Source organism: Aquabacterium sp. T101 (assembly GCF_057219775.1).
Window position 1 is genome coordinate 366,450 of the sequence record NZ_JBXVVZ010000001.1, and the last position, 25,242, is coordinate 391,691.

19 protein-coding genes and 1 tRNA gene are annotated in these 25,242 nt (G+C 72.4%); 11 read left to right on the forward strand and 9 right to left on the reverse strand.

The features are described from left to right. Nucleotides 1-35: 35 nt before the first annotated feature. From AC2EAQ_RS01725 to AC2EAQ_RS01735, 3 genes are all read right to left on the reverse strand, one after another. Nucleotides 36-112, reverse strand: a tRNA-Val gene (locus AC2EAQ_RS01725). A gap of 29 nt (nucleotides 113-141) precedes the next feature. After that, nucleotides 142-2,382 carry a RelA/SpoT family protein gene (locus AC2EAQ_RS01730; protein WP_484639968.1) on the reverse strand — a complete coding sequence of 747 codons (2,241 nt, stop codon included), beginning with the start codon at nucleotides 2,380-2,382 and terminating at the stop codon, nucleotides 142-144. After that, nucleotides 2,379-3,191 (reverse strand): alpha/beta fold hydrolase, encoded by an 813-nt coding sequence (locus AC2EAQ_RS01735; protein WP_484641132.1) that lies wholly within the window; start codon nucleotides 3,189-3,191, stop codon nucleotides 2,379-2,381. The genes AC2EAQ_RS01730 and AC2EAQ_RS01735 overlap by 4 nt, the downstream gene beginning before the upstream one ends. 113 nt (nucleotides 3,192-3,304) lie before the next feature. Between AC2EAQ_RS01735 and AC2EAQ_RS01740 the strand changes: the two genes are divergently transcribed. Further along, nucleotides 3,305-4,075, forward strand: a complete 771-nt coding sequence (locus tag AC2EAQ_RS01740) for a 3-hydroxybutyrate dehydrogenase (RefSeq protein WP_484639969.1) — start codon at nucleotides 3,305-3,307, stop codon at nucleotides 4,073-4,075. A gap of 27 nt (nucleotides 4,076-4,102) precedes the next feature. On the opposite strand, the gene AC2EAQ_RS01745 is transcribed toward AC2EAQ_RS01740, so the two are convergent. Further along, the gene (locus AC2EAQ_RS01745) at nucleotides 4,103-4,855 is read right to left on the reverse strand and encodes an SIMPL domain-containing protein (protein WP_484639970.1); all 753 of its coding nucleotides are present in this window, start codon (nucleotides 4,853-4,855) and stop codon (nucleotides 4,103-4,105) included. A 179-nt stretch (nucleotides 4,856-5,034) separates the two neighbouring features. Between AC2EAQ_RS01745 and ompR the strand changes: the two genes are divergently transcribed. After that, a complete protein-coding gene (gene ompR / locus AC2EAQ_RS01750) occupies nucleotides 5,035-5,769 on the forward strand; it encodes an osmolarity response regulator transcription factor OmpR (protein WP_484639971.1) in 735 nt (244 codons plus the stop codon). Between the two features lie 118 nt (nucleotides 5,770-5,887). Continuing rightward, nucleotides 5,888-7,219 carry a sensor histidine kinase family protein gene (locus AC2EAQ_RS01755; protein WP_484639972.1) on the forward strand — a complete coding sequence of 444 codons (1,332 nt, stop codon included), beginning with the start codon at nucleotides 5,888-5,890 and terminating at the stop codon, nucleotides 7,217-7,219. Nucleotides 7,220-7,261: 42 nt separating this feature from the next. Here the strand turns inward: AC2EAQ_RS01755 and ispD are convergent, their stop codons facing one another. Then, nucleotides 7,262-8,452: a 2-C-methyl-D-erythritol 4-phosphate cytidylyltransferase gene (ispD, locus tag AC2EAQ_RS01760; RefSeq protein ID WP_484639974.1), complete on the reverse strand. Its 1,191-nt coding sequence runs from the start codon at nucleotides 8,450-8,452 to the stop codon at nucleotides 7,262-7,264. Nucleotides 8,453-8,479: 27 nt separating this feature from the next. On the opposite strand from ispD, the gene mfd reads away from it, so the two are divergent. Further along, entirely contained in the window at nucleotides 8,480-11,938 is a 3,459-nt protein-coding gene (gene mfd / locus AC2EAQ_RS01765; protein ID WP_484639977.1) for a transcription-repair coupling factor, read from the forward strand. On the opposite strand, the gene AC2EAQ_RS01770 is transcribed toward mfd, so the two are convergent. Beyond that, nucleotides 11,935-13,098, reverse strand: coding sequence for an HPP family protein (locus AC2EAQ_RS01770; RefSeq protein ID WP_484639978.1), 1,164 nt, complete (start codon nucleotides 13,096-13,098; stop codon nucleotides 11,935-11,937). The two genes, mfd and AC2EAQ_RS01770, sit on opposite strands and share 4 nt — an antisense overlap. A 120-nt stretch (nucleotides 13,099-13,218) precedes the next feature. Here AC2EAQ_RS01770 and serB point away from each other — a divergent pair, with 120 nt between their 5' ends. Both serB and AC2EAQ_RS01780 read left to right on the forward strand, forming a co-directional pair. Beyond that, nucleotides 13,219-13,935, forward strand: a complete 717-nt coding sequence (gene serB, locus AC2EAQ_RS01775; RefSeq protein ID WP_484639979.1) for a phosphoserine phosphatase SerB — start codon at nucleotides 13,219-13,221, stop codon at nucleotides 13,933-13,935. After that, on the forward strand, nucleotides 13,935-14,825 hold the full coding sequence (locus AC2EAQ_RS01780; protein ID WP_484639980.1) for a lytic transglycosylase domain-containing protein: 891 nt from the start codon (nucleotides 13,935-13,937) through the stop codon (nucleotides 14,823-14,825). Before serB ends, AC2EAQ_RS01780 begins: the two co-directional genes overlap by 1 nt. A 24-nt stretch (nucleotides 14,826-14,849) precedes the next feature. Here the strand turns inward: AC2EAQ_RS01780 and hrpA are convergent, their stop codons facing one another. Next, the gene (gene hrpA, locus AC2EAQ_RS01785; RefSeq protein WP_484639981.1) at nucleotides 14,850-18,737 is read right to left on the reverse strand and encodes an ATP-dependent RNA helicase HrpA; all 3,888 of its coding nucleotides are present in this window, start codon (nucleotides 18,735-18,737) and stop codon (nucleotides 14,850-14,852) included. Nucleotides 18,738-18,770: 33 nt separating this feature from the next. After that, complete coding sequence (locus AC2EAQ_RS01790; RefSeq protein ID WP_484639982.1) at nucleotides 18,771-19,154, reverse strand: VOC family protein; 384 nt, start codon at nucleotides 19,152-19,154, stop codon at nucleotides 18,771-18,773. A gap of 96 nt (nucleotides 19,155-19,250) precedes the next feature. Here AC2EAQ_RS01790 and argA point away from each other — a divergent pair, with 96 nt between their 5' ends. The 4 genes from argA (at nucleotide 19,251) to AC2EAQ_RS01810 (ending at nucleotide 22,385) form a co-directional block, all read left to right on the forward strand. Next, nucleotides 19,251-20,603, forward strand: a complete 1,353-nt coding sequence (argA, locus tag AC2EAQ_RS01795; RefSeq protein WP_484639983.1) for an amino-acid N-acetyltransferase — start codon at nucleotides 19,251-19,253, stop codon at nucleotides 20,601-20,603. Nucleotides 20,604-20,621: 18 nt separating this feature from the next. After that, nucleotides 20,622-20,894, forward strand: a complete 273-nt coding sequence (locus AC2EAQ_RS01800) for an oxidative damage protection protein (protein WP_484639984.1) — start codon at nucleotides 20,622-20,624, stop codon at nucleotides 20,892-20,894. A 78-nt stretch (nucleotides 20,895-20,972) separates the two neighbouring features. Then, entirely contained in the window at nucleotides 20,973-22,007 is a 1,035-nt protein-coding gene (locus AC2EAQ_RS01805) for an extracellular solute-binding protein (protein ID WP_484639985.1), read from the forward strand. A 54-nt stretch (nucleotides 22,008-22,061) separates the two neighbouring features. Further along, nucleotides 22,062-22,385: an H-NS histone family protein gene (locus tag AC2EAQ_RS01810; RefSeq protein ID WP_484639986.1), complete on the forward strand. Its 324-nt coding sequence runs from the start codon at nucleotides 22,062-22,064 to the stop codon at nucleotides 22,383-22,385. A 7-nt stretch (nucleotides 22,386-22,392) separates the two neighbouring features. Here the strand turns inward: AC2EAQ_RS01810 and AC2EAQ_RS01815 are convergent, their stop codons facing one another. Continuing rightward, the gene (locus AC2EAQ_RS01815; RefSeq protein ID WP_484639987.1) at nucleotides 22,393-23,100 is read right to left on the reverse strand and encodes a TonB family protein; all 708 of its coding nucleotides are present in this window, start codon (nucleotides 23,098-23,100) and stop codon (nucleotides 22,393-22,395) included. Between the two features lie 124 nt (nucleotides 23,101-23,224). Between AC2EAQ_RS01815 and dnaG the strand changes: the two genes are divergently transcribed. Beyond that, a complete protein-coding gene (gene dnaG / locus AC2EAQ_RS01820) occupies nucleotides 23,225-25,069 on the forward strand; it encodes a DNA primase (protein ID WP_484639988.1) in 1,845 nt (614 codons plus the stop codon). Nucleotides 25,070-25,242 lie beyond the last annotated feature (173 nt).

Here is a 25,242-nt window from a genome sequence, read left to right on the forward strand (position 1 = left end):
CGCTGACGCCAGGTGCCTGTGCTTCCTACCGGATCTGGTAGGCGCGATTGGACTCGAACCAACGACCCCCACCATGTCAAGGTGGTGCTCTAACCAGCTGAGCTACGCGCCTGAAGGGTCGGCATTGTAGCAGTGCCCGCGTCAGCGCCGCCGGGCACTGCGCACGCCGGACACCTGGGTCACCTGGCGCAGCACCTGCGACAGGCGCTCGCTGCTGGCCACTTCCACGGTGAAGGTCATCCAGGCGGTGGCCCCGGCGCTCCCGCGCACGCTCTGCGTGTGCGCGCCGGTCACGTTGACCTTCTCGCGGGCGAACACCTCGGTGATGTCGCGCAGCAGGCTGGGCCGGTCCACCGCCTCGACCAGGACGTCGATCGGGTACAGCGTCGCGTCGCCCGCGCTGCGCCCCCACTCGACCGCGATCACGCGGTCCGGGGCACGCTCGCGCATGTGGCGCAGGTTGCTGCAGTTGCGGCGGTGGATCGCCACGCCCTTGCCACGGGTGACGAAGCCGTCGATCTCGTCCGGCGGCGCCGGGCGGCAGCAGCGCGCCAGGCTGGTCATCAGCGAGTCCACGCCGACCACGAGCACGCCGCCGCGCGAGGGCGTGGCACTCGCGCGCGAGGGCCGGATCAGCGGCGCCTCGTCCACCGGCGCCGGCGCGGCCGGGCGCAGCAGCTGCTCGATGTGGCGCAGCGAGAACTCGTCCTTGCCGACCACCTCGTACAGCGCGTCGGCACCCTTGAAGCCCAGCTGCGCCGCGAGCTGGTCGCGCTCGATGGCGGTACGGCCCTCGCGCTGGAGCAGCCGCTCCACCAGCTCGCGCCCGCGCGCCACCGTGGCGCGCTGCGCCTGGGCGTTGAACCAGGCCCGCACCTTGGCGCGCGAGCGCTGCCCGGCGAGGTAGCCGAGTTCCGGATTGAGCCAGTCCAGCGACGGGCCGCCCTCCTTCGCCGTGGTCACCTCGACCGTCTGGCCGTTGGACAGCGGCGTGTTCAGCGGCACGAGCACCCCGTCGACGCGCGCACCGCGGCAGCGGTGACCGAGGTCGCTGTGCACGGCGTAGGCGAAGTCCACCGGCGTCGACCCGGCCGCCAGCTCGACCACCGTGGCCTGGGGCGTGAAGACGTAGATGCGCTCGTCGGCGCGGGCCGCGTCGGCGGCGGGCTCGCTGGCGAAGTCGCGCTCCCAGGCCAGCAGCTGGCGCAGCACGGCCTTGCGCGCCTCGGCGATGCGCTGCTCGTCGTCGCCGGCGGCGCTGGTCCCGGCGTAGCCCTTGGCGCCCGCTTCCTTGTAGGCCCAGTGCGCGGCGACGCCGAACTCGGCATGCTCGTGCATGGCCCGGGTGCGGATCTGGATCTCGACCGCCCGCCCCTCGTCGGTGCGCACCACCGTGTGCAGCGACTGGTAGCCGTTGGGCTTGGGCTTGGCGATGTAGTCGTCGAACTCGCCCGCCACCGGGGCCCAGCGCGCATGCACGCGCGCCAGCACTGCGTAGCAGGCGTCGACGTCGGGCACCACCACGCGCAGCGCGGCCAGGTCCATCACCTGGTCGAGCGCCAGATGCTTGCCCTGCATCTTGCGCCAGATGCTGTAGAGGTGCTTCGGGCGGCCCTGCACCTCGGCCTTGAGCCCATGACTGCGCAGCTCGGCGTCGAGCGTGGCGCGGAACGCTTCCACCGCCGCCTCGCGCCGGGCGCGGGTTTCGTCCAGGCCGCGCGCCACGCGACGGTACTCGTCGGGCTGCAGGAAGCGGAAGGCGAGGTCCTCCAGTTCCCACTTGATCTGCCAGATGCCCAGCCGGTTGGCCAGCGGCGCGAAGACCTGGATCGACTCGCGTGCCACGTCGCCGGGGCAGTCGACCCTCGCCGCGGCATGCCAGCGCAGCGTCTGCAGCCGCGAGGCCAGGCGCAGCAGCACCACGCGCAGGTCGCGCGAGAAGGCCAGCAGCATCTTGCGCACGCGCTCGGTCTGCTCGGCCTGCGCCTGCGCGTCGTCCAGCGGCACCGCGCGCCGCGCCGCTCGCTGGATCTGCACCAGCTTGCGGGTGTGTCCCACGAGGCCGGCATACGACTCGCCGAAGGCCTTGCCCACCACCTCCTCCGGGCGCTGCAGCCAGTCGCCGGCATAGACGAGATAGGCCGCGGCCTGCATCGACGGCGCGGCACCGATGGCGGCCAGGACGGCGGCCACGCCGTCGGCGTGCGCCAGCGCGTTCTCGCCGGTGTCCAGCGCATGGGGTGACAGCAGCGGCTCGGCGAACGCCCGGGCGCGGGCCAGTGCGGCCTGGCCGTCGTCGGCCGGCCCGGCCGCGCCGTGCTCCTGCGTCAGCGCCACGATCGGCGCCGGACTGTCGGGGCGCACGGCGCCCAGGGTCTTCATGGCGCCCGCAGGAAATCGCTCACCACGGCCACCTGGTCGGGCTGCACCAGCGTCGGCGCGTGGCCCACGCCGTCGAACTGCACGAGACGGGCGCGGGGGCCGCGCTCGGTCATCGCCCGGGCGGTGGCGGCCGACAGCAGGTCGCTCTGGGCGCCGCGGATCAGCAGGGTGGGCAGCGTCAGGCTGTCCCAGGCCTGCCAAAGCAGCGCCTGAGCGGCCTGGGCGAGTTCGGGCGTCATCGCGCCGAAGGGCACGGCGATCGCCGGGTCGTAGCGCGGGCGGTACTGGCCGTCGTCGTCGCGCACCACCTGGGGTTCGGACAGCGCCAGCCATTGCTCGGGCGTGTGCGGCCCGAAGCCCTGCGACACCGCCCACATCGCGTCGGCGGCGGCCTGCAGCGTGGGCCAGCGCACCGGCATGCCGAGGTAGGTGCCGATGCGCTGCAGCGCCACCGGCTCGATCGTGGGGCCGACATCATTGAGCACGAGCCGCCGCAGCGGCGAGCCCTTCTGCGCCGCCAGCCCCAGGCCGATCAGGCCGCCCATCGACGTGCCGACCCAGTCCACCGTCTGCGCGTCCAGGCGCGCCAGCAGCGTGACCATGTCGGCCACGTACTGCGGCACCTGGTAGCCCATCGGGTCGGCGAGGCGGTCGGAGCGGCCACGCCCGACCACGTCGGGGCACACCACCCGGTAGTGGCCGCACAGGGCACGCGCCAGCGTGTCGAAGTCGCGGCCCTGGCGCGTGAGGCCATGCACGCACAACAGTACGCGGGGGTTGGCGCGGTCTCCCCACTCCCAGTAGGCCATTCGGTGCAGCCCGCGCGGGCTCAGGCATTGCACGGAGGACAGGCGCGGCTCGTCAGTCAATTTCAAGCTCTCCACGGATAATCGATGCTAACAATCCCCCATCGAGATTTGCCATGCTCACAGGAAAGACAGCACTCGTCACCGGCTCGACCAGCGGCATCGGCCTGGGCATCGCCCGGGCACTGGCCCTGCACGGCGCGCGCGTCATGCTCAACGGCTTCGGCGACGTCGACGCGGCACGCGCCCAGTTCGTCGACTTCGACCTGGACGTCGGCTACCACCCCGCCGACATGAGCAAGCCCGAACAGATCGCCGACATGATCGCCCATGCCGAGCGCTCGATGGGCAGCCTGGACATCCTGGTCAACAACGCCGGCATCCAGCACGTGGCGCCGGTGGAATCGTTCCCGGTCGACCGCTGGGACGCCATCATCGCGATCAACCTGACCTCGGCCTTCCACACCACCCGCCTGGCGCTGCCGGCGATGCGCAAGCGCAACTGGGGCCGCATCATCAACGTGGCGTCGACCCACGGCCTCGTGGCGTCGGCCCAGAAGAGTGCCTACGTGGCGTCCAAGCACGGCCTGGTGGGCTTCACCAAGTCGGTGGCCCTGGAAACCGCCACGTCCGGCATCACGGTCAACGCGATCTGCCCGGGCTGGGTGCTGACCCCGCTGGTGCAGAAGCAGGTCGACGCGCGTGCCGCCGCCGACGGCGTGGACATCGCCGAGGCCAAGCGGCGCCTGCTGTCGGAGAAGCAGCCGTCGCTGCAGTTCACCACGCCAGAGCAGCTGGGCGAACTGGCGGTGTTCCTGTGCACGCCGGCCGCGGACAACATCCGCGGCGCCGCGTTCAACGTGGACGGCGGCTGGGCGGCGCAGTAGCCGCGCCGGCCCGCGCCGCCGGCGCGGTCACTTGAGCATCTGGGCCGTGCCGCTGACGCTGGCGGTGACCTGCGCCTTGCCGGGCTCGGTGGGCAGCGACTCCTCCATCGGCGCCGCCGCCACCTTGCCGCGCGCCAGCATCATCATCGGCACGACGCCGGGCTCGCTGGACGACACCGACACCTCGCGCACCCGGTAGCCCGAGTAGCCGAACTGCTGGGCCAGCAGCGCCGCTCGGGCCCGCCACTGCGCCACGGCCTGCGCCTGCACGTCGGCTTCCACCTTCTCGCGCGCCTCGCGCGACAGCGAGTACCCGACGCGGGCGATCGTCATCGTCTGCACCCGGCCGGTGAGCTGGGCCACGGTGGCCACGTCCTTGCCCTGCACCATCAGCTCGGCCGTCCCCTGCCAGCCGGTGATGGCAGGCTGTCCGGCGCTGCGCGGCGTGGGATTGCCGTAGCGCGGATAGAGCGAGAACTGGCCGGTCTGCACCTCCACCTGGCCGGGCCGCGCCACCTTGCGCGCCTCGGCCAGCGCCGCATCGAGCGCCTGCTTCAGCCCCGACTGCACCGCCTGCGCGTCGGCGCCCTCGCGCGTGACGCTGAACACCACGGTGAGCACGTCCTTGGCCACGTCCACGGTGGCGCTGGCGCTCAGGTTGACGAGGCCTTCCACGGCAGCGGGCGCCGGCGCACCCGGCTGGGCGGCGGCCGGCAGGGCCAGGGCCGCCGCCGCCAGCAGGGCCAGGGTGCGTCGGGGATGGGCGGGGAATCGGTGCATGAAGGGGTCCTTGAAGGGTCTGCGGGCATTTGCCACGCCAGCCCAAAGCGCGCCGTGAAGAGTTGGCGTTGACGAGGCCACCCGAGGCGCAATACTTGTAACAGCCGGTCAGACCGTCGATTTCGGCCTGCCCCGACTTGTAACATCGACCGAAGTTACAAATCCGGAGTGGCCCTTTCATGAACGCACCTGCCCAAGCCCGTCCCGACCGCGTGGTCGTCGTCGACGACGACGCGCGCATCCGCGACCTGCTGCGCCGCTACCTCACCCAGGAGGGCTTCGAGGTGCTGCTGGCCGAGGACGCCAAGGCGCTGAACCGGCTGCTCACCCGCGAGACGATCGACCTGATCGTGCTCGACCTGATGCTGCCGGGCGAGGACGGCCTGTCGATCTGCCGCCGGCTGCGCGCGGCCAACGACGTCACGCCGATCATCATGCTGACGGCCAAGGTGGAGGACGTGGACCGCATCGTCGGCCTGGAAGTCGGCGCCGACGACTACCTGCCCAAGCCGTTCAACCCGCGCGAGCTGCTGGCGCGCATCCACGCCGTGCTGCGCCGCCGCCCCGCGATGGAAGCCCCGGGCGCCCCGGCCAAGGAGCCGCAGACGGTGACCTTCGGGCCGTTCGAGTTCGACCTGTCGCTGCGCCGCCTGACCAAGGACGGCGAGCAGATCGCGCTGACCACCGGCGAGTTCTCGATGCTCAAGGCGCTGGTGCGGCACCCGCGCCAGCCGCTGTCGCGCGACAAGCTGGCGCAGCTGGCGCGCGGCCGCGAGTTCGAGCCCTTCGACCGCAGCCTGGACGTGCAGATCTCGCGCCTGCGCAAGATGATCGAGCCCGACCCGTCCCAGCCGCGCTACATCCAGACCGTGTGGGGCGTGGGCTACGTGTTCGTGCCGGACGGCGCCAACTGAGCACGCCATGCCGGGAAGGCGCCGCGGCGCGGCGCCGTGCCGCATCTCACGCCCGGGCGTGTGCGCTCGGCCACGCCCTGCTCGGGCGCTCCTGAGCCCTGGGGCATAGTCGCTCGCCATGGCATCGCGCCCCGTCCTCGGCCTGTCGCTGTTCTCGCGCACCTTCTTCCTGCTCGCGCTGCTGCTGGGCGCGGGCATCTTCGCGTGGGTGCAGACGCTGCGCGCGCTGGAACTGGAGCCGCGCGCGGTGCAGGCCGCGCAGCAGATCGCCAGCCTGGTGAACCTGTCGCGCGCGGCGCTGCAGTACACCGACGGCATCAACCGCGTGTCGGTCGTCAAGACGATGACCGACCAGGAGGCGATCCGCGTGCTGCCGCGCGAGCCCGGCGACCGCTGGGAGCCGTTCGAGGTGGACCGCTTCACCCGCAGCATCGGCGCCGACCTGCGTTCGCGGCTGGAGCCCGGCACCGTGCTGGCGCGCACCGTGAACGGCCAGCCCGGCCTGTGGGTCGGCTTCAACATCGACAAGGACGCGTTCTGGCTGCAGGCCGACGCCGCGCGCGTGGTGCCGCTGACGCCGGGCACCTGGTTCGTGTGGGTCGGCATCGCGCTGGTGGCCACGCTGATCGGCTCGATCGCCATCGCGCGGCTGATCAACCAGCCGCTGCGCCAGCTCAGCTTCGCCGCCAGCCGCATCCGCGAGGGCGAGTTCGATTCCGTGCTCGACGAGAACACGCTGACCAGCGAGATCCGCGAGGTCAACATGGGCTTCAACCGCATGGCGCGCGAGCTGGCCAAGGTGGAGGAGGACCGCGCCGTGATGCTGGCGGGCATCAGCCACGACCTGCGCACGCCGCTGGCGCGGCTGCGGCTCGAGGTGGAGATGAGCGTGGCCGACCCCGAGGCCCAGCGCAACATGGCGCTGGACATCGACCAGCTCGACGCGATCATCGACAAGTTCATGGACTACGCCCGCCCGGGCGAGGCCAAGCTGGTGCCGGTGAACCTGGCGCAGCTCGTCGACAAGGAAGCCGCCACCTTCCGCGACCCGCGCGAGATCCGCATCCTGTCGCGGCTGGCGATCGACATCCGCGTGCTGGCCGACGAGATCGAGCTCGGCCGCGTGTTCGGCAACCTGTTCGAGAACGCGCGCCGCTACGGCCGCAGCATCGACACCGGCATCGCGGTGGTGCACGTGACCTACGCGCGCTCCGGGCCCTGGGTGATCGTCAGCGTGCGCGACCACGGCCCCGGCGTGGCGCCCGAGAAGCTGGCCCAGTTGACGACGCCCTTCTACCGCGGCGACGCGGCCCGCACCGCGGCCACCGGCGCCGGCCTGGGCCTGGCCATCGTGGAAAAGGCCATGCAGCGCATGGGCGGCCAGTTCGACATCGACAACGCGCCCGACGGCGGGCTGCTCGCGCACATCCGGCTCAAGCGGGTGCCCTGAGGCGGCGCCCGGCGGCCGCGCGCCTACGCACGGCCTGCGTCGTCAGCGCCGTACCAGCAGGCAGGTGGCGCGCGCCTCGATCGCCTTCAGCTCGCCCACCGGGCCCATCTTCTCGGCCGTCTTGGCCTTGACGTTGACGCGCTCGGCCGGCAGGCCCAGCACCGCGGCCAGCCGCTCGCGCATGGCCGGGATGTGCGGCGCGAGCTTGGGCGCCTGCGCGACGACGGTGCTGTCCACGTTGCCGATGTCGTGCCCGGCCTCGCGCACGCGGCGCGCCGCCTCGGCCAGCAGCACCATCGAGTCGGCGCCCTTGAAGCGCGGGTCGGTGTCCGGGAAGTGGCGGCCGATGTCGCCCAGGCCCGCGGCGCCGAGCAGCGCGTCGGTGACCGCATGGGCCAGCGCGTCGGCGTCGGAGTGGCCGTCCAGCCCGTGGGTGTGCGGCACGGTCACGCCGCCCAGCACCAGCGGCCGTCCGGCCACCAGCGCGTGCACGTCCCAGCCTTCGCCGATGCGCAGGTTCGTCATGCCGTCTCCCGAGTGGCGGGCCGCGAGCACGCGCTCGGCACGCGCGAAGTCCTCCGGCCAGGTGAGCTTGAAGTTGTCGGCGTCGCCCGGCACCAGGCGGGGCGCCAGGCCCAGGGCCTCGATCGCGCTGGCCTCGTCGGTGACCGCGTCGCCGGCCGCGTCCAGCGCGCGGGCCAGCAGGCCCAGGCGGAACATCTGCGGCGTCTGCGCCGCCCACTTGCCGCCCCGGTCCACGGTGGCGGCCGAGCGCGATTGCGCGTCGGCCTGCTTCAGCGTGTCGGCCAGCGGCAGCGCGAGCAGGCCGCCCACGTCGTCGTCGCGGCAGGCGTCGATCAGCCGCCCGACCCAGCCCGGCTGCACCAGGCAGCGCGCCGCGTCGTGCACCAGCACCCAGTCGGCCTCGTCCGCGCCCCGCTGGCGCAGCGCCTGCAGCCCGGCGCGCACGCTGGCCGCGCGCGTGGCGCCCCCAACGCGCACCGCCACGCCGCCGAAGCCGGGCACCGCGGCCTCGAACTGCGTGTCGGCCGGCGACAGCACCACCAGCACCGTGGCCAGCCCCGGCACCCGCGCCAGCGCGTCGAGCGTGTGGCCCACGACGCTGCGGCCGGCGACGCGCGCGTACTGCTTGGGCCCGCCGGCGCCGGCGCGTTCGCCCACGCCGGCACAGGGCACGAGGGCGTGGCAGGCGGGTCCGGCAGGTGCTGTCATCGCGCGATTCTAGAATTCGCCCCCTCGATGGACTTGCCCCGCATCGCCCCCGGCAGGCGCTACACGCTGCCCCGCCCTGTCGGATCGGCCGACGCCCTGCTGATCGCCACCCACGCGCAGCGCGGCGCCCGCGTGGCCGTCATCACGGCCGAACCGGCCGACGCGCAGCGGCTGGCCGACGAGCTGCCCTTCTTCGCGCCGGGCCTGCGCGTGGCGCAGTTCCCCGACTGGGAGACGCTGCCCTACGACACCTTCAGCCCGCACCAGGACCTGATCTCCGAGCGCCTGGCCACGCTGTGGCGGCTGTGGTCGGTGCGCGACGTGGACGTGGTGCTGCTGCCGGCCACCACCGCCCTCACCCGCCTGGCACCGCCGTCGTTCCTGGCCGGCACCACGTTCCAGTTCCGCCAGAAGGACAAGCTCGACGAGGCCGCGCTCAAGGCCCAGCTCACGCTGGCCGGCTACTCGCACGTGAGCCAGGTGGTGTCGCCGGGCGAGTACGCGGTGCGCGGCGGCCTGATCGACCTGTTCCCGATGGGCTCGGCCGTGCCCTACCGGGTGGACCTTTTCGGAGACGAGATCGACTCGATCCGCACCTTCGACCCCGACTCGCAGCGCAGCCTGTACCCGGTGCCCGAGGTGCGGCTGCTGCCCGGCCGCGAGTTCCCGCTCGACGACGCGTCGCGCGCCACCTTCCGCGCGCGCTGGCGCGAGAAGCTCGAGGGCGACCCGACCAAGAGCCGCATCTACAAGGACCTCGGCGCGGGCATCGCCACCGCCGGCATCGAGTACTACCTGCCGCTGTTCTTCGACCAGACGGCCACGCTGTTCGACTACCTCGGCGCCGACGCCTCGCTGGTGCTGCACGGCGACGTGGACGCCGCGCTCGGCCGCTTCTGGACCGACACGCGCGAGCGCCACCGCTTCCTGCAGCACGACCCGGATCGGCCGATCCTGGCGCCGGAGGAGATCTTCCTGCGCACCGAGGAATTCTTCGCCCTGACCCAGCCGCACGCCACGCTGGCGGTGCGCGGCGCGGAGCCGGTGGACTGGGCGCGCCCGCTGCCCGACCTGTCGGTGGACCGCAATGCCACCGAGCCGATGGCGCTGCTGGAAAGGCACCTCGCCTCCACGCCGGCGCGGGTGCTGATCGCCGCCGAGAGCGAGGGCCGGCGCGAGAGCCTGCTCGACCTGCTGCGCGACCACGGCATCCAGGTGCCCAGCGTGGCGACGCTGGCCGAGTTCGAGGGCGGCGACGAGAAGGTGGCGATCGTGGCGGCGCCGCTGGCGGCGGGCTTCCACTGGCAGCGCGGCGACGCCGGGGCGCCGATCCAGTTCGTCACCGAGACCGAGCTGTTCGCCACCGCGCCGAGTGCGCGGCGCCGCCGCAAGCAGGAGCAGATCAGCGACGTCGACGCGCTGATCAAGGACCTGTCGGAGCTGAAGGTGGGCGACCCGGTGGTGCACGTGAACCACGGCATCGGGCGCTACCGCGGGCTGATCAACATCGACCTGGCGAACGGGCAGGACGGAGGCCCCAGCGAGTTCCTGCACCTGGAGTACGCCGACGCCGCCACGCTGTACGTGCCGGTGTCGCAGCTGCACCTGATCGGCCGCTACACCGGCGTGTCGGCCGACGAGGCACCGCTGCACAGGCTGGGCTCGGGCCAGTGGGAGAAGGCGCGCCGCAAGGCCGCCGAGCAGGTGCGCGACACCGCGGCCGAGCTGCTGGCGCTGTATGCGCGGCGCGAGGCGCGCCAGGGCCATGCCCACCGCTACTCGGCGCACGACTACGAGGCCTTTGCCGCCAGCTTCGGATTCGAGGAGACGGCCGACCAGCGCGCCGCCATCCACGCCGTGATCCAGGACCTGGTGAGCCCCAGGCCGATGGACCGCCTGGTGTGCGGCGACGTGGGCTTCGGCAAGACCGAGGTCGCGCTGCGCGCCGCGTTCGTGGCGGTGATGGGCGGCAAGCAGGTGGCGATCCTGGCGCCCACCACGCTGCTGGCCGAGCAGCACTACCAGACCATCGTCGACCGCTTCGGCCCCTGGCCGGTGAAGGTGGCCGAGCTGTCGCGCTTTCGCACGCCCAAGGAGGTGAAGGCCGCTCTGGAGGGGCTGGCCGCCGGCGCGATCGACATCGTGGTCGGCACCCACAAGCTGCTGTCGCCGGACGTGAAGTTCGAGCGCCTGGGCCTGCTGGTGATCGACGAGGAGCACCGCTTCGGCGTGCGCCACAAGGAAGCCATCAAGGCGCTGCGCGCCGAGGTGGACGTGCTGACGCTGACCGCCACGCCGATCCCGCGCACGCTGGGCATGGCGCTGGAAGGCCTGCGCGACCTGTCGGTCATCGCCACCGCGCCGCAGCGCCGGCTGGCGATCAAGACTTTCGTGCGCAACGAAGGCAGCGGCACCATCCGCGAGGCGGTGCTGCGCGAACTGAAGCGCGGCGGGCAGGTGTACTTCCTGCACAACGAGGTGGAGACCATCGAGCACCGGCGCGACACCCTGGCCGCGCTGCTGCCCGAGGCGCGCATCGCCGTGGCGCACGGCCAGATGCCCGAGCGCGAGCTGGAACGCGTGATGCGCGAGTTCATCGCGCAGCGCCACAACGTGCTGCTGTGTTCCACCATCATCGAGACCGGCATCGACGTGCCCACGGCCAACACCATCGTGATCAGCCGAGCCGACAAGTTCGGCCTGGCGCAGCTGCACCAGCTGCGCGGCCGCGTCGGCCGCTCGCACCACCAGGCCTATGCCTACCTGCTGGTGCCCGACGTGGAAGGCCTGACCAAGCAGGCCGGGCAGCGGCTGGAGGCGATCCAGCAGATGGAGGAGCTTGGCAGCGGCTTCTACCTGGCGATGCACGACCTGGAGATCCGCGGCGCGGGCGAGGTGCTCGGCGAGCACCAGAGCGGCAACATGATGGAGGTGGGCTTCCAGCTCTACAACGACATGCTGGCCGAGGCGGTGCGCGCGCTGAAGGCCGGCCACGAGCCCGACCTGCTGAGCCCGCTGGGCGGCCTGTTCGGCACCACCACCGAGATCAACCTGCATGCGCCGGCGCTGCTGCCCGACGCCTACTGCGGTGACGTGCACACCCGCCTGTCGCTGTACAAGCGCCTGGCCACCGCCGACACGCCCGAGCGCATCGACACCCTGCTGGAAGAGGTGACGGACCGCTTCGGCAAGCTGCCGCCGCAGGGACAGACCCTGTTCGACACGCACCGCCTGCGCGTGCTGGCGCGCCCCTACGGCGTGACCAAGGTGGACGCCGGCCCGCGCCTGACCGTGATCGCCTTCCGCCCCAACCCGCCGGTGGACGCCGCGGCCATCATCGCGCTCGTGCAGAAGAACCGGCATGTCAAGCTGGCCGGCAACGACAAGCTGCGCATCGAGCGCGAGCTGCCCGACGCGCCCGCGCGGGCGCAGCAGGTGCGCGACGTGCTGCGGGCGCTGGGGCCGCCGAAGGCGCCGGCCGGCTAGGCGACCGGCGGCGTGACGCCCTCGCCGTCCACCGCCTCCACCAGCCGCAGCGCGGCCACCACGTCCGACTGGGTCACCATGCCCAGCAGCTTGCCGTCGTCGCCCACCACGGGGATGTGGCGGTGGCCGGTGCTGCCGAACAGCAGCACCAGGTCGGACAGCGTGCGGTGCGGCCGGGTCACGCGCACCTTGCGCGTCATGATCTGGCCCACCACGTCCGGCTTGTCGCTGTGGGTGCCGGGCGACGGTGCGAGCCAGCGCGCCATGCGCCGGCCCAGGGTGCCTGCGTCGGGCGGCTCGTCGACGCCGGCACCGCGCAGGAAGTCGGTCAGCGTGACGATGCCCACCACGTGGCGCGCGCGGTCCACCACGGGCAGCGTCTTCAGGTGCTTGCGGCGCAGCAGCGCCCAGGCGTCCTGTAGGGGCGTGCCGTACTCCACCGTGTCCACGTCGCGTGTCATCACGTCGTCGCAGCGGGTGCGCGACAGACGGCGCTGGTGCGCCAGGCGCTGGGTGCGGTCCACCAGTTCCAGCAGCTCGTCGCGGCTCACGTCGAGCACCTGGTTGTAGCGTGCGAGCACGGCGTCGAGGTCCTCCTCGGTCACCGGGCCCGTGGGCGGCGCGGCCGGCCGGTGCGGGTACGGGTGGCGCGTCGCGCTGTGCCAGGCCCAGGCCGCCAGCGTCAGCAGCACGGCGTTGGCCAGCACCGGCGACAGCGCAGCGGCCGGGTCGGTGACACCGTTCACCGCCATCAGCAGCGCCGCCGCGCCGCCGGGCGGATGCAGGCAGCGCAGCAGCAGCATGGCGCCGATGGCCAGGCCCACGGCCGCGGCGGCGGCCAGGTCCGGCTGCGGCAGCAGCGCTGCGCAGGCCACGCCCACTAGCGCCGACACCGCGTTGCCGCCCACCACGGGCCACGGCTGCGCCAGCGGGCTGGCGGGCAGGCAGAACAGCAGCACCGCGCTGGCGCCCATCGGCGCCACGATCCAGGTCAGGTGCGCCGGCACGGGCAGCAGGTGGCTCAGCAGCGCGGTGGCCAGGATGCCCAGCAGCGCACCCACCACCATGCGGCCGCGCTCGCGGCCGCTCACGACCACCGGCGCGGGCCACAGGCTGCGCAACCAGGCCGGCAGCGTGGAGCGGGTGTGGGGGGCGGTCATCGGTTCGAGGCGGGCGTCGGTGTCGGTGTCTGTGTCGACGCCCCGCCAGTATCGGGGCTGGAACACCGGCCGCGGACCCGGATAATCCGCGTCCCTGCCACCGCCCCTTCCTGCGCCGCCTTGTCCGCCATCGAATTCGCTCCCGGTCTCGTGCTCCGCGGCGTCGTGCCGCCGCTGGCGCTGGACGACTTCCGCCTGATCGCGTTCGACATGGACTCGACGCTGATCAACATCGAGTGCGTGGACGAGATCGCCGACGCCGCCGGCCGCAAGGCCGAGGTGGCGACCATCACCGAAGCCGCGATGCGCGGCGAGATCGCCGACTACAAGGACAGCCTGCGCCGCCGCGTGGCGCTGCTGAAGGGCGTGCCGGTGGCCGCGATGGAACAGGTCTGGCGCGAACGCCTGCGCCTGAACCCCGGCGCCGAGGCGCTGGTGGCCGCCTGCCGCGCGGCCGGGCTGCGCACGCTGCTCGTGTCCGGCGGATTCACCTTCTTCACCGACCGCGTGCGCGACCGCCTGCAGCTGGACTTCACGCGCAGCAACGTGCTCGAGGTGGCCGACGGCGCCCTCACCGGCCGCCTGGTGGACCAGCCCTGGGGCGACATCTGCGACGGCGCGGAGAAGCGCCGCATGCTGCTGCAGACCTGCGAGCGCCTGGGCTGCAGCCCGCGCCAGGCCATCGCGGTGGGCGACGGGGCCAACGACCTGCCGATGATGGGCGAGGCCGGCCTGTCGGTGGCCTACCACGCCAAGCCGCGCGTGCGCGAGCAGGCCATGGTGTCGATCGAGCAAGGCGGGCTCGACCGGCTGCTGGAAGTGGCGAGGCCGCGCTGATGCTTTCCCTGCCGCGTCGCAGCCGGGCCCGCGTGGCCCTGCTCGGCGCCGCGCTCGCCGCGCTGTCCGGTGCGGCCGCAGCGCAGGATGCGCCGCTGGCGGCGTCGGCCCCGGCACTGTCCGAGACCGGCCCGGCGCTGATCGCGCGCAACAGCCCGCAAGCGGTGGCGCAGCTGTGCCACATGGCGCGCCGCGGCGACGCCGAGTCCCAGTACCAGCTGGCCTGGCTGTTCACCCACGGCAAGGGCGACGACCGGCGCGACGACTGGGCGGCCTACCTGTTCTATGCCGCAGGCGCGCAGGGCCACGAGCAGGCGCGCCGCATGCTGCAGTCGATGACCTGGCCAGCGGCCGAGGTGCCCGCCTGCATGATGCGCGCGGAAACGCCGCCCGCGGCTGCCGCGTCGGGCGGGACGAGCGCGCCCACCGTGGCCGTGAAGGCGCCGCCGCACATCGAGCAGTTGGTGCAGCGCCTCGCGCCGCAGTTCCGCGTCGACCCCAAGCTGGCCCTGACGATCATCGCGGTGGAATCCAACTTCGACAGCTATGCCGTGTCGCGCAGCTCGGCGATGGGGCTGATGCAGCTGATCCCGCAGACGGCGCGCCGCTTCGGCGTGCGCAACGCGTTCGACGCCCAGCAGAACCTGCGCGGCGGCCTGGCCTACCTGCGCTGGCTGCTGGCCTACTACGAGGGCGACGTGTCGCTGGTGGCCGCGGCCTACAACGCCGGCGAAGGTGCGGTGGACCGGCACCGCGGCGTGCCGCCGTTCGAGGAGACGCGCGAGTACGTGCGTCGGGTCACGGCGCGCTACGGCAATGCGCCGCACCCGTTCGACGCCCGCATCGCGTCGCCGTCGGCGCAGCTGGCGAACATCCGCGCCCGGCGCTGAGTTGCGCCGGCCCTGCGGGGCGGCTCAGCCGTCGAGCTGGGCCCACACCTTCTCGAGGCGCTTCACGCTCACCGGCTGCGGCGTGCGCAGCTCCTGCGCGAACAGGCTGACGCGCAGCTCCTCCAGCAGCCAGCGGAACTCGTCCAGCCGCGCGTCGGGCGCGCCCTTGCGCTCGGCCACGCGGCGCAGCCAGCGCTGCTCGAGCGGGCGCAACTCGGCCAGGCGCTGCGCGTCGCGCGCGGGGTCGGCGCGCAGCTTGTCCAGCCGCATCACCAGCGCGCGCAGGTAGCGCGGCAGGTGGGCCAACGCCGTCCATGGCGTGTCCTGCACGAAGCGGCGCCCGACCAGGCGCCCCAGCTGGGCCGCGGCATCGTCGGCCACGTCCTTCGGCGGCCGGGCGTCCTTGAGCTTGCGCGTCGCGTTGGCGTACTCCTGCAGCACCGCGCCCACCGCGCGTGCCACCTCCTGCGCGATCAGGTTCAGCCGCGACCGGCCCTGCTCGAGCCGGGCGCGGAAGGCGGCCGCGTCCGTGGGCAGCGGGTCGGCGAGGAAGGCGCGGTCCAGCGCCACGGCCACGATCTGCTCGCGCAGCTCCTCCAGCGTGCCCAGGCCCATGAACTGCGCACCCAGGCGCTGCAGGTCCGGGATGTTCTTTTCCAGGTACTTCAGCGGCTCGCGCAGCTGCAGCGCGAACAGCCGGCGCAGTCCGGCGCGGTGCCGCGCCGCCGCCACCTCGGGCTCGTCGAAGACCTCGATCTCCACATACGTGCCGCGGTCCACCAGGGCCGGGAAGCCCACCAGCACCTGGCCGGCCTTGCGCAGCTCCATCAGCTCGGGCAGCTCGCCGAAGGTCCAGTCGGTGATCGGCGCCGGTGCGGCCGACGGCGGCGGCGCCTTCGTCGCACCGGGCGGGGGGGATGCGGCCTGCGGGGTGGCCTTCGCGGCCCTCGATCCGGACGGGCCGGCCGCGTCGGCTGCCGGCCGGGCCGAGCCGGGCCCGGGCGCCGCCTGCTGCAGCTTCAGCGCCGCCAGCGCCTGGAACGCGCCACGAGCCTGCGCGCCCAGCTCGGCCTTCAGCGCCGCGAGGTTGCGGCCCATGCCGAGCTGGCGCCCATGCTCGTCCACCACGCGCAGGTTCATGAACAGGTGCGGCGACAGCGTCTCGAGCTTGAAGTCGGCGCGCGCCACGGGCAGCTGGGTGCGGTCGCGCACCCGCGCGAGCAGCACGTCCATCAGCCCGCCGTCGCCGAAGGGTACGCTGTCGCAGAAGCCCTGCGCGAACTCCGGCAGCGGCACGAGGCGCGAGCGCGGCCGTTGCGGCAGGCTCTTCACCAGCGCCTGCACCTTGGCCGCCAGCATGCCCGGCACGAGCCATTCGCAGCGGTCGTCGCTGACCTGGTTGAGCGCATACACCGGCACCGTCACCGTCATGCCGTCGCGCGCGTCGCCGGGCTCGTGCAGGTAGTCCACCGCGCAGTCGATGCCGCCCAGGCGGATGGTGCGCGGGTAGGCCGCGGTGGTCACGCCGGCGGCCTCGTGGCGCATCAGCGCGTCGCGCGTCAGGTGCAGCAGCTTGGGGTCGTCCCGGCCCGCCTTGCGGTACCAGCGCTCGAAGCTCGACGCGCCGACCACGTCGGCCGGGATCTGGCTGTCGTAGAAGCCGTGGATCAGTTCGTCGTCCACCAGCACGTCCTGCCGCCGCGACTTGTGCTCCAGCGCCTGCACCTCGCGGATCTGGCGCGCGTTGTGCGCGAGGAACGGCCACTTCGCGTCCCACTCGCCGGCCACCAGCGCCTCGCGGATGAAGATCTCGCGCGCGGCCACCGGGTCGATGGTGCCGTAGGCGGTGCGGCGGCCGCTGTAGACCACGATGCCGTAGAGCGTGGCGCGTTCCAGCGCCACCACCTCGCCGGCCTTCTTCTCCCAGTGCGGCTCGAGCAGCTGGCGCTTGAGCAGGTGGCCGCCCACGCGCTCGATCCACGCCGGCTCGATCGACGCGAGGCCGCGGCCGAACAGGCGCGTGGTCTCCACCAGTTCGGCGGCCACCAGCCAGCGCCCCGGCTTCTTCGACAGGTTCGCGCCCGGATGGCGCCAGAACTTGATGCCGCGCGCGCCCAGGTACCAGTCGTCGTCGTCGGCCTTGCAGCCGACGTTGCCCAGCAGGCCGGCCATCAGCGCCAGGTGCACCTGCTCGTAGGTGGCCGGCGCCGTGTTCAGGCGCCAGCCATGCTCGGCCACCACCGTGAGCAGCTGCGAGTGGATGTCGCGCCACTCGCGCACGCGGCGCGCCGAGATGAAGTGGTCGCGCAGGCGCTGTTCCTGCTGCCGGTTGGACAGCTTGTGCGAGTCCGCGGGGCCGGTCCCCGGGCGGTGGCCGTGCTGGCCGCGGCCTTCCTCGATCCACTGCCACAGGCGCAGCGTGCCCATGAACTCGGACTTCTCGTCGTCAAAGGGCTTGTGCTTCTGGTCGGCGGCCTGCTGCTGGTCGAGCGGCCGGTCGCGCACGTCCTGGCCCGACAGCGCGGCGGCGATCACCAGCACCTCGGCCAGCGCCTGCTGCTCGCGCGCGGCCAGGATCATGCGGCCCACGCGCGGGTCCAGCGGCAGGCGGGCCAGCTCGCGTCCGATCGGTGTCAGCTCGTTGGCGTCGTCCACCGCGCCCAGTTCGCCCAGCAGCGCGTAGCCGTCGGCGATGGCCTTGCGCGGCGGCGGCTCGAGGAAGGGAAAGGCCTCCACGTCGCCCAGGCCGAGCGACTTCATGCGCAGGATCACGCCGGCCAGCGACGAGCGCAGGATCTCGGGGTCGGTGAAGCGCGGCCGGCCGGCGAAGTCCTTCTCGTCGTACAGGCGGATGCACACGCCGTCGGCCACGCGGCCGCAGCGGCCGGCGCGCTGGTTGGCCGCGGCTTGGCTGATCGCCTCCACCTGCAGCTGCTCGACCTTGCTGCGGTAGCTGTAGCGCTTGACGCGCGCCAGCCCGGGGTCGATCACGTAGCGGATGCCGGGCACCGTGAGCGAGGTCTCGGCCACGTTGGTGGCCAGCACGATGCGCGGCGCACCGTGCGGCGCGAACACGCGGTCCTGCTCGGCCGCCGAAAGGCGCGCGAACAGCGGCAGGATCTCGGCGTGGCGCCGCCGCGGGTCGTGCGACAGGTGCTTGCGCAGATGGTCCGCCGCCTCGCGGATCTCGCGCTCGCCGGGCAGGAACACCAGCACGTCGCCGGCCGCGCCGCCGCGCCAGAGTTCGTCCACCGCGTCGGCGATGGCCACGTGCAGATCGCGGTCCTTCGACTCCTCGAACGGGCGCCAGCGCTGCTCCACCGGGTAGGTGCGGCCCGACACCTGGATCACCGGCGCCGGCCCCTGCGGCCCGGCGAAGTGGGTCGCGAAGCGCTCGGCGTCGATCGTGGCCGAGGTGACGACGACCTTCAGGTCGGGCCGGCGCGGCAGGATCTGGCGCAGGTGCCCGAGCAGGAAATCGATGTTGAGCGAGCGCTCGTGCGCCTCGTCGATGATGATCGTGTCGTAGGCGCGCAGCAGCGGGTCGCTCTGCGTCTCGGCCAGCAGGATGCCGTCGGTCATCAGCTTGACCGACGCGCCGGGCTGCAGCCGGTCGTTGAAGCGGACCTTGTAGCCCACCACCTCGCCCAGCGGCGTGTTCAGTTCGGTGGCGATGCGCTGCGCCACGCTGGACGCCGCGATGCGGCGCGGCTGCGTGTGGCCGATCAGCCCGCCGCCGTGCAGCCGCCCGCGGCCGAGCGCGAGCGCGATCTTCGGCAGTTGCGTCGTCTTGCCCGAACCGGTCTCGCCGCACACCACCACCACCGGATGCGCGGCGATGGCGCGCGCGATCTCGTCGCGCCGCGCCGAGACGGGCAGCGATTCGGGGAAGGTGATGACGGGGGCAGGCACGGGGCGCGGATTATCCGCACCCGGGCCGGCGGGTCACATCGCGTACTGGATCACCGACAGCGCCGCACCCTGCGGATCGGCGATCACGGCCATGCGGCCGACGCCCTTGACGTCCATCGGCTCCATCAGCACCGCGCCGCCCAGCTCACGGGCCTGGGCCACCGTGCGGTCCAGGTCCTTGACCGTGACGTAGCAGCCCCAGATCGACGGCATGCCCTCGGGCGCACCCGGCGGCTTGCCCATGATGCCGCCGATGGCCGTGTCGCCCAGCTTGATCACATGGTACGGGCCGGTGCCCATGTCGTTGACCTCGGTGGACCAGCCGAACAGCGGGCCGTAGAAGCGGCCGGCGGCCGCCGGGTCGCTGGTCATCAGCTCGGACCAGCTGAAGGCGCCATGGGTCTCGTAGGGGTTCATGCGATCGCTCCTTGGGGCGGCGGGAAGGCGGTGATCGTGCGTTCGCCACGAGGCCGCGTCAACGGACGGACAAGGGGTGGGGCACAATTTGCCCCGATGAACATGCCGGCCGCCGTCGTCTTCCCGCACACCTTCGTGCCCTGGTTTCGCTCGGTCGCGCCCTACATCCACGCCTACCGCGGCAAGACCTTCGTGGTGGCGATGGCCGGCGAAGGCATCGCCGCGGGCAAGCTGACGGCCTTCGTGCAGGACCTGGCGATCCTGCACGCGATGGGCATCAAGCTGATCCTGGTGCACGGCTTCCGGCCGCAGGTGAGCGAACAGCTGCGCGCCAAGGGCCACCCCGAGCGCTTCAGCCACGGCATGCGCATCACCGACGCCGTGGCGCTGGACTGCGCCCAGGAGGCCGCCGGGCAGCTGCGCTTCGAGATCGAGGCCGCGTTCTCGCAGGGGCTGCCGAACACGCCGATGGCCAATGCCACCGTGCGCGTGGTGTCGGGCAACTTCCTGACCGCGCGCCCGGTGGGCATCGTCGATGGCGTGGACTTCATGCACAGCGGCGTGGTGCGCCGCGTGGACGCCGCGTCGGTCAAGCTGGCCATCAACACCGGCGCGGTGGTGCTGCTGTCGCCCTTCGGCTTCTCGCCCACCGGCGAGGCCTTCAACCTGGCGATGGAGGATGTGGCCACGTCCACCGCGATCGCGCTGCAGGCCGACAAGCTGATCTTCCTGACCGAGGTGCCGGGCGTGCGCGAGCAGCCGGACGACCCCGACAGCGGCATCGACACCGAACTCGCGCTGGCCGACGCCGAGCGCCTGCTGGGCCGGCTGGGCGAGCCGGCCCGGCCGACCGACGTGGCCTTCTACCTGCGCCACTGCGTGCGCGCGTGCCGCGAGGGCGTGGAGCGCTCGCACATCCTGCCCTTCGCGGTGGACGGCGCGCTGCTGCAGGAGGTCTACACCCACGACGGCATCGGCACGATGGTGGTCGACGAAAAGCTGGAGAGCCTGCGCGAGGCCACCAGCGACGACGTCGGCGGCATCCTGCAGCTGATCGAGCCGTTCGAGCGCGACGGCACGCTGGTGCGCCGCGAGCGCACCGAGATCGAGCGCGACATCGCCAACTACACCGTGATCGAGCACGACGGCGTGATCTTCGGCTGCGCCGCGCTCTACCCCTACCCCGAGGCCGGCACCGCCGAGATGGCCGCGCTGACCGTGAGCCCGAACGTGCAGGGCCAGGGCGACGGCGAGCGCATCCTCAAGCGCGTGGAGCAGCGCGCCCGTGCGCAGGGCCTGTCCAGCATCTTCGTGCTGACCACTCGCACGATGCACTGGTTCATCAAGCGCGGCTTCCAGGCGGTGGACCCGGACTGGCTGCCCGAGGCGCGCAAGCGCAAGTACAACTGGGACCGGCGCTCGCAGGTGCTGGTCAAGAACCTCAAGTAAACCCAAGGAAGCGACGCAATGGCCCGCATGGTGCAGTGCATCTATCTCAAGAAGGAGGCCGAAGGCCTCGTCTATCCGCCCTACCCGGGCGAGCTCGGCAAGCGGATCTACGACAACGTGAGCCAGGAAGCCTTCGAGGTCTGGAAGAAGCACCAGACGATGCTGGTCAACGAGAACCGGCTCAACCTGGCCGATGCCCGGGCGCGCCAGTACCTGGCGCGGCAGATGGAGCAGTTCTTCTTCGGCGGCGGCGCCGACAAGCCCGCCGGCTACGTGCCGCCCGCGGCTTGATCCGGTGCAAGGATACAAACGCGAATTATTCGCATTTGTGGTAGGCTGAGGGCCTCCGAATCACTGCCCCGACCCGCCATGTCCCTCGCCCGCCACCTCCTTGCCGCCACGCTGGCCCTGGCCGCCAGCCTGGCCCAGGCCCAGGCCCCGACGCTCAACCTCTACTCGGCACGGCACTACCAGACCGACGAAGCCCTGTACGAGAACTTCACCAAGGCGACAGGCATCCGCATCAACCGGGTCGACGCAGACGACGCCGGCATCCTGGCCCGGCTCAAGACCGAAGGCAGCGCCAGCCCGGCCGACGTGATCCTGCTGGTGGACGCGGCCCGGCTCTGGCGCGCCGAGGTCGATGGCCTGTTCCAGCCGGTGCGCAGCAAGGTGCTGGAGCAGCGCATCCCCGCCACCCTGCGCGGCAAGGACGCCGGCCAGGGAGCGCAGTGGTTCGGTTTTTCCACCCGCGCCCGGGTGGTCGTCTACAACAAGGCCGCCGTGCAGCGCGGTGACGTCGACACCTACCAGAAGCTAGCCGACCCGAAGCTCAAGGGCAAGCTGTGCACCCGCTCGGGCTCGCACCCGTACAACCTGTCCCTGTTCGGCGCCATGATGGAACACCTGGGGCCGCAGAAGGCCGAGGCCTGGATGGCCGGGCTGGTGTCCAACATGGCGCGCAGCCCCAAGGGTGGCGATACCGATCAGATACTCGCCACCGCCAGCGGGGAATGCGGCGTGGCCCTGGCCAATTCTTATTACGTGGCGCGCCTGATGCGCTCGGCCAAACCCGAGGACCGCGCCGCCATGGACAAGGTGGGCGTGGTGTTTCCGAACCAGGCCGATGCCGGAACGCACGTGAATATCGCGGGCGCTGGTATTGCCCGCCACAGCCGCAATCGCGACGCCGCGGTGGCGTTCCTGGAATATCTTTCGAGTGACCAGGCCCAGGCCTATTTCGCCGACGGCAACAACGAATGGCCGGTGGTGCCCCAGGTGAAGATCGCCAATCCTGCGTTGCGGGCCCTGGGGGATTTCAAGGCCGAGACGATTCCCGTGTCGGTGGTCGGCCTGAATCAGGTCAGAGTGCAGCAGATACTCGATCGGGTCGGCTACAAGTAATCGAGCGCGGTTTCGGCGTTAAATTCGCGCCTTGCCAAAACACGAGGCGCGACGATGAACAAACTCGAAACCCTGCTCGCCCAGAAAGCCCAGCTGCGGGAACAGGAAGCCGATCTCGAACGCCAGATCGCCCAGGCCCAACGCGAGGCGCGCGACGCCGCCATCGCCCAGGTCAAGGCGCTGATGTCGCAGTACGGCCTGACCGCCAAGGACCTCGCCGGCGGCAAGCCCAAGGCGGCCCGCGGCAGCCCGTCCAAGGTGGCGCCAAAGTACCGCGACAAGGCCACCGGCGACACCTGGTCGGGCCGCGGGCTGCAGCCGCGCTGGCTCAAGGCGGCCCTGGCCGCCGGGCGCAAGCTGTCCGACTTCGCCGTCTAGGCGGGCGCTACTCGAACTTCAGTTCGGCCACGCCGGGCGTCGTTGCACCGGGCGGCTTGAAGCGCCACGCCGACACCGCTGCGACGGCCGCCGCATGCAGACCGCGGTGGGGGCTGCGCGCGACCACGGCGCGAGACACCGTGCCGTCCGCCGCGACCTCGAACTCGACCACTACCGAGCCGGGGCCGAGCGTGCGCAGCAGCCGCTGCGGAAAGTCCGGCTCGACGCTGCTTACCAGCTCCAGCCGGGCAGCGGCAGGGGGCGCCCGCACGGCGGCCGGTACCGGCACCGCCTGCAGCGACGGCAGGGCTGGCGCTGTGATCACGGCCGGCGGCACGGTAGCCACAGGCAGATCGGTATCCGTTCGGGCGGGCAACGCCACCCGGGCCGCCGCCTCGGCACTGATCGTGGACACGACCGGCGCAGACGACACCGATGTGGCCGCCGGAGTCGGCACTGCACTTGGTGGCGCGAGTGAAGTGGCTGCGGCCTGCGATGCCGGTGAGACGCGATCGTCCCGCGCCGCACGCCGCGGCTTGTCGGCATGCATCAGGATCATCCGGAACACCTTGTCGGCGTCGCGTGCGGCGCGGTCGGCGGCCGACGATGCGGCCGGCGCCGGAGCGACCGGCGGGGCCGTCTGGGCAACGGCCCCGCCGGTCGTCAGCCACAGGGCGACGGCCAGGACGCAGGGCGCGAGGGCAGGCAGGGTCATGTCGGGTCGAAGGCGCCGGCCGTTGGCCGGCAGATCGCGGCGCAGTGTAGGCAGCGGCCTGCCCGCGTGGGTGTGACGCTGTGCACGGCCCGCCCCGGCAGGTCGCTTCGATAGACTCCCGCCGGTGATTCCACCGGGTTTCATCGCCGAACTGCTGACCCGCGTCGACATCGTCGACGTCGTGGGCCGCCACGTGCAGCTGAAGAAGGGCGGCGCCAACCTGATGGGGCTGTGCCCCTTCCACGGCGAGAAGTCGCCCAGCTTCTCGGTCAGCCCGAGCAAGCAGTTCTATTACTGCTTCGGTTGCGGCGCGTCGGGCGACGCCATCCGGTTCCTGACCGAACACACCGGCGCGAGCTTTCGCGACGCCGTCACCGAGCTGGCCCAGCAGGTCGGCCTGGCGGTGCCCGACGACACCCGCACCGAGGACGAGCGGCGGGCCGAGGCGGCCACCAAGGCGCGTCAGTCCAGCCTGACCGAGGTACTGGCGCGGGCCGCGCAGCACTACCGCGTGCAGCTCAAGGGCAGCCCGCGCGCCGTGGCCTACCTCAAGGGCCGCGGCCTGACGGGGGAGATCGCGGCCCGCTTCGGCCTGGGCTACGCACCGGACGGCTGGCATTCGCTGGCCAGCGCCTTCGCGCACTACGACGACCCGATGCTGGCCGAGGCGGGCCTCGTGATCGTGCAGGGCGACGCCGGCGAGGACGCCCGCCGCTACGACCGCTTCCGCGACCGCGTGATGTTCCCGATCCGCTCGGTGCAGGGCGAGGTGATCGGCTTCGGCGGACGCGTGCTGGACAAGGGCGAGCCCAAGTACCTCAACTCGCCCGAGACGCCGGTGTTCGTCAAGGGACGCGAGCTCTACGGCCTGCACGAGGGCCGCGCCGGCATCCGCGCCCGTGGCTATGCGCTCGTGGTCGAGGGCTACATGGACGTGGTGGCGCTGGCCCAGATGGGATTCGACAACGCGGTGGCCACGCTGGGCACGGCCTGCACCGAGGAGCACGTGCGCAAGCTGTTTCGCTTCACCGACTCGGTGGTCTTCAGCTTCGACGGCGACGCCGCCGGCCGCCGCGCCGCCACGCGGGCGCTCGAAGCCGCCCTGCCCCATGCGTCCGACCTGCGTACGGTGCGCTTCCTGTTCCTGCCGCCCGAGCACGACCCCGACTCGTTCGTGCGGGCCGAGGGCGCTGCCGCCTTCGAGCGGGCCGTGGCCCAGGCGGTACCGCTGTCGCGCCAGATGGTCGACGTGGCGCGCGACGGTTGCGACATGGGCACGCCCGAGGGCCGGGCCCGCTTCCTGAGCCAGGCCCGCCCGCTGTGGACCGCCCTGCCGGACGGCGCCTTCCGACGCCAGATGCTCACCGAGCTGGCGCGTGCAGCGACGCTGCCGGAGGCCGAGCTCGCAGCCCAGTGGATGGCCGCGGCGGGGCCGGCGGGGCGCGACCGGCCCGGCCCGGCGGCACCGCCCGGCCCCGCTCCGGCGCGCCGACCCGGCACCTTCGCCGCCAGCCGCCGGGCGCCGCGCCGACCCGAGGACCGCATCGTCCACCTGCTGCTGACCCAGCCGTCGTGGTGGGACAGCCTCACGGTGGAAGACCACGCCCTGCTTCATGCCCTGCCTGCGCCGCACGGCGATCTCGTCGCCTGGCTCGAGCGCGACATCGTCGAGCACGGACCGCGGCCCTGGGCGGCCGTGCGCACCGCGCTGGTCGACGACGCCGAGTTGGGCCCGGCGCTGGCCGCGGTGGGCTTCGACGAGTCCGACGACCTGGGCGCCGGTCTCGCCGACCTGCGCCTGCTGCTCGACGGGAAGCTGCTGCAGGCCCTGGAAGCCCACCAGACGGCGCTGGCGCCCGCGGCAGCGGCCGACCCCCAGGCGCGAGCCGACTACCAGGCCACGTCCGAGCGCGTGCGGGCGCTGCGCGCCCGCATCGACGCCACCCGCAGGGAGCGCTCCGCCCCCTGACCCGGCTTTGACCAGGGTCGCTGCTTCGGCCATAATCGCCCGTTCTTTGCTACGGCAAGAGTGACAGCAGCACCTCCGGGCCCCGGCCACCCGCGAAACGGGTACACACCGACAGGCCACCCTCCCCCGCAAGGGCTGCGTTCCTCGGATCCGGCGCGTGCAGCGTCCGGGTC

Bases quoted from the DNA above. Each gene is read 5' to 3' on its own strand.
- AC2EAQ_RS01740 (WP_484639969.1), top strand. From the start codon at position 3,305: ATGCTCACAGGAAAGACAGCACTCGTCACCGGCTCGACCAGCGGCATC.
- AC2EAQ_RS01755 (WP_484639972.1), top strand. From the start codon at position 5,888: ATGGCATCGCGCCCCGTCCTCGGCCTGTCGCTGTTCTCGCGCACCTTC.
- AC2EAQ_RS01805 (WP_484639985.1), top strand. From the start codon at position 20,973: ATGTCCCTCGCCCGCCACCTCCTTGCCGCCACGCTGGCCCTGGCCGCC.
- AC2EAQ_RS01745 (WP_484639970.1), bottom strand. From the start codon at position 4,855: ATGCACCGATTCCCCGCCCATCCCCGACGCACCCTGGCCCTGCTGGCG.
- AC2EAQ_RS01800 (WP_484639984.1), top strand. From the start codon at position 20,622: ATGGCCCGCATGGTGCAGTGCATCTATCTCAAGAAGGAGGCCGAAGGC.
- mfd (WP_484639977.1), top strand. From the start codon at position 8,480: ATGGACTTGCCCCGCATCGCCCCCGGCAGGCGCTACACGCTGCCCCGC.
- AC2EAQ_RS01810 (WP_484639986.1), top strand. From the start codon at position 22,062: ATGAACAAACTCGAAACCCTGCTCGCCCAGAAAGCCCAGCTGCGGGAA.
- AC2EAQ_RS01735 (WP_484641132.1), bottom strand. From the start codon at position 3,191: ATGGCCTACTGGGAGTGGGGAGACCGCGCCAACCCCCGCGTACTGTTG.
- ispD (WP_484639974.1), bottom strand. From the start codon at position 8,452: ATGACAGCACCTGCCGGACCCGCCTGCCACGCCCTCGTGCCCTGTGCC.
- AC2EAQ_RS01770 (WP_484639978.1), bottom strand. From the start codon at position 13,098: ATGACCGCCCCCCACACCCGCTCCACGCTGCCGGCCTGGTTGCGCAGC.
- AC2EAQ_RS01780 (WP_484639980.1), top strand. From the start codon at position 13,935: ATGCTTTCCCTGCCGCGTCGCAGCCGGGCCCGCGTGGCCCTGCTCGGC.
- AC2EAQ_RS01790 (WP_484639982.1), bottom strand. From the start codon at position 19,154: ATGAACCCCTACGAGACCCATGGCGCCTTCAGCTGGTCCGAGCTGATG.
- ompR (WP_484639971.1), top strand. From the start codon at position 5,035: ATGAACGCACCTGCCCAAGCCCGTCCCGACCGCGTGGTCGTCGTCGAC.
- AC2EAQ_RS01730 (WP_484639968.1), bottom strand. From the start codon at position 2,382: ATGAAGACCCTGGGCGCCGTGCGCCCCGACAGTCCGGCGCCGATCGTG.
- AC2EAQ_RS01815 (WP_484639987.1), bottom strand. From the start codon at position 23,100: ATGACCCTGCCTGCCCTCGCGCCCTGCGTCCTGGCCGTCGCCCTGTGG.
- argA (WP_484639983.1), top strand. From the start codon at position 19,251: ATGAACATGCCGGCCGCCGTCGTCTTCCCGCACACCTTCGTGCCCTGG.